The following is a 2887-nucleotide window of genomic DNA, read 5'->3' on the forward strand; positions in this document are numbered from 1 at the left end:
CGGGTGCCGACCCGGCCGCCCGCATCCGCGAACTGGTCGCCGCGGGGCGGGAACGCGATGCGGTTATCTTCTGGATGACCGACATCGTCCATGTGCCGGAACAGGCGGCGACAGGGCTGAAGGACGCGGCGTGGGTGGCGGCTCTTGAGCCGCTGGCCCGCACGCTGCCCTATGACATCGCCGTCGCCGCGGGCGGAGTGCCCACCGACGAGCTGGCCAATGTTGACATCCCGGTACTGGTCATCGGCGGCGCAAACAGCCCTGCCTGGTTCCAGCGCTCGGTGGCCGAGCAGGCCGCCGCTGTTCCAGGCGCGCGGCAGGTGACGCTGGATGGGTACGACCACAATGCGCCGCCGGAGGTGCTCGCCCCCATCCTGGCCGAGTTCTTCACCGCGGGACGCTAACGCCCGCGCCGTGGACGGCGGTCCTGAAATGCTTCACTTATGCCCTCACTCCCAGTGACGTTCGCTGAGGATGTCATCAATCTGCCAGCGCGCGCTCAGTTCGAAGCGTTCATCGACGAGCACCGCAGTGCGCTCGATCGCTGCCTGGACGGGCTAACCGAGGAACAGGCACGCCGGTCGGTGGTGCCCTCTCGGACCACTTTGCTGGGCCTGGTGAAGCACGCGACCTTCCTCGAGAAGGTCTGGTTTGACGAGGCTGTCACAGGCCGGTCACGTGCCGAGATCGGCATCCCCGCGATCTCGGACGAGTCGTTCATTCTTTATGACAGCGACACCATCGCCACCGTCCAGCAAGCACACCGCGAGGCATGCGAGTCATCACGCCACGCGACGTCATCCCTGGGACTAGACGACAAGGTCTACGGCTACCGGCTCGGGCCACTCCCGCTTCGCTGGGTGTACCTCCACGTGCTGCGCGAACTCGCTCAGCACTGCGGGCACGCCGACATCATCAGGGAGCAGATCCTCAACGAGTAGCGGCCCAGTGCCCGCCCATGTGGCGATCCGCGGTCGGATGTCTCCTCAGGGTTCGGGCTTGCTGGCGGCGAAGTGGATGGACGCGACCGCCTGGATTTGCACTGACGCCTTCGCCGATATCTGCTGCCTGATCGCCTCGGCGAGGGATCTGGCGTCGTCCTCGTTGTTGGCACCGAGTACCAGGTATTTCCAGCGGCGGATCACCGGGCGGCCCTCCGCTTGCAGCCGCTCAGCGAGCTCGACCGCCTTATGATGCGACGGCAGCTCGACGCGCACTTCCCATCCGGCCTGCCCGGCCGCGAGGGACTCCTCAGTCTCATAATCGACCAGGTGCTGGTGCTCCGCCGCCCGCTGCTCGACGGTATCCGGCATCGGGACGCTCACGTCCTCCCACTCTTCTTCCAGCGGATGCCATCGGTCGAGGGTGAACTCAGCGCTCAGCTGCTGCTGCGTCAGCACCTCGCGCACCACCCGGTCCGCCTCGCGAGCCGTGTCCTCGGTACCGGCATAAAGGAAGACGGTGGGACCATCGACGGACATCACGACACGGTGAGCCAGCCCGCTGAGCACATCGCCTTCCACCTCATGCTCGCGAACGGACTGAACCGCCCGCTGAACGTCGGCCTCATCGCGGAACGCGACGGTCACCCGCCAGTCATCTGCCACAACGCCGACTCTACCGCCTCACCTCCCGTCGTCCTCCGGCGGCAAGTGCAGCACTAAAGCGCAGCAACCGCATCGCCCTGCACCGACCTCAGCAGACCCTTATAGTGCGCGGAAGGGCACGATCTCCGCACGACCTCCACACCGCCTCTTCAGGCTCCTGCTTGGTCGGCTGGCGCGGCCGGTGGAACGCTGATGACCATGACTGACAATGCTCACCGGCCGGGCCGTATGGCGGAGTATGAGGCCAGGACCCGGGACCCGCTTGACCTGCTGGCCCTGTCTACGTTGTGGCTTGTCGTGGTTCCCCCAGGCGACTTCGGGCATCGGGTGACTTACGTCGTGCTTGCCTTCCGGGTTGCCCTATCGGCCGTCTACGGAATCGACATAGCCATCCGCAGTGCCCTAGCGCCCCGGCATGTGCACTATGCGCTCACCCATCCGGGTGCCCTCATCTCGGTCGTTGTCCCACCGGTGCGCGTGATCTTCAGCATCAGACTGGTCCGCTCGGTGTTCCGGCGCGGGCACCTGGGCCGGTTCTTGCTGGCCGCCGCGGTGTTCGTCCTCAACGGCGCGATCATCGTGTACCTGTTCGAGCGGCACGCCCCCGGCTCCAACATTCACACTCTAGGAGACGCGGTGTGGTGGGCCTTCGTCACGGTTACCACTGTCGGCTACGGCGACTTCTACCCGGTCACTACGTGGGGACGGATCACGGCATGCTTCATCATGGGCACCGGGCTGCTCACCCTGGCGGTTGTCACCGCGCAGGTGGCATCCAGTTTCGTCACCCAGGCGCCCAGCCGGGCAAGGCCTGCGCCGCCGGACGAAGCGGCCCGCCGCGAGGTGACGCTGGCCGAGCTTGACGAGCGGCTGGCCCGGATCGAACGGCTGCTGACCGCTATTCATCCAGGAAGTTCTCCCGGCGCCATCGATAGCCATTGACGGCAACTGCGCCCGCCTCATCCGGCGTGGATGAGACGCGTCCTGGGCTGCCCATAATTGTGTTATCGGTCAGCGCAACTGCTCGTGAAGGGCATTCCAGTGGGCATTGAAGGGCCAGTGGACATTGAAGGGAATGCATCCGAGCGACCGACGGCATCGTCTGCCGACGCTTCGAGTCGGCCCACACCACCTGGCGGTATCGACCGGCCGTCCCGGCGGCGGCATATAACGCGTGCGCAGGTCGGGGAGTTCGTCCAGGCCGTCAGGGACAGCGACCGGGAGGTCGTGGACGAGATGCTCCTGCGGCTGAGCCGCTCCCGGCCTTGGCTGGCTCCCCT

General features: G+C 66.2%; 4 protein-coding genes. 3 read left to right on the forward strand and 1 reads right to left on the reverse strand.

The genetic code is table 11. The features are described 5' to 3' along the window. Nucleotides 1-404 (forward strand): alpha/beta fold hydrolase (locus WA805_RS21440; protein ID WP_425243222.1); only part of this gene is annotated, 404 nt, incomplete at its 5' end. A gap of 39 nt (nt 405-443) precedes the next feature. After that, nucleotides 444-941, forward strand: coding sequence for a DinB family protein (locus WA805_RS21445; protein WP_425243223.1), 498 nt, complete (start codon nt 444-446; stop codon nt 939-941). Between the two features lie 45 nt (nt 942-986). Here the strand turns inward: WA805_RS21445 and WA805_RS21450 are convergent, their stop codons facing one another. Then, entirely contained in the window at nt 987-1607 is a 621-nt protein-coding gene (locus WA805_RS21450) for a hypothetical protein (protein ID WP_424562706.1), read from the reverse strand. A 198-nt stretch (nt 1608-1805) separates the two neighbouring features. On the opposite strand from WA805_RS21450, the gene WA805_RS21455 reads away from it, so the two are divergent. Beyond that, nucleotides 1806-2549, forward strand: a complete 744-nt coding sequence (locus WA805_RS21455) for a potassium channel family protein (protein WP_422325170.1) — start codon at nt 1806-1808, stop codon at nt 2547-2549. The last annotated feature ends 338 nt before the right edge of the window (nt 2550-2887 follow it).

The organism is Trebonia sp. (assembly GCF_049794275.1).
In the GTDB taxonomy this organism is placed as follows: domain Bacteria; phylum Actinomycetota; class Actinomycetes; order Streptosporangiales; family Streptosporangiaceae; genus Trebonia.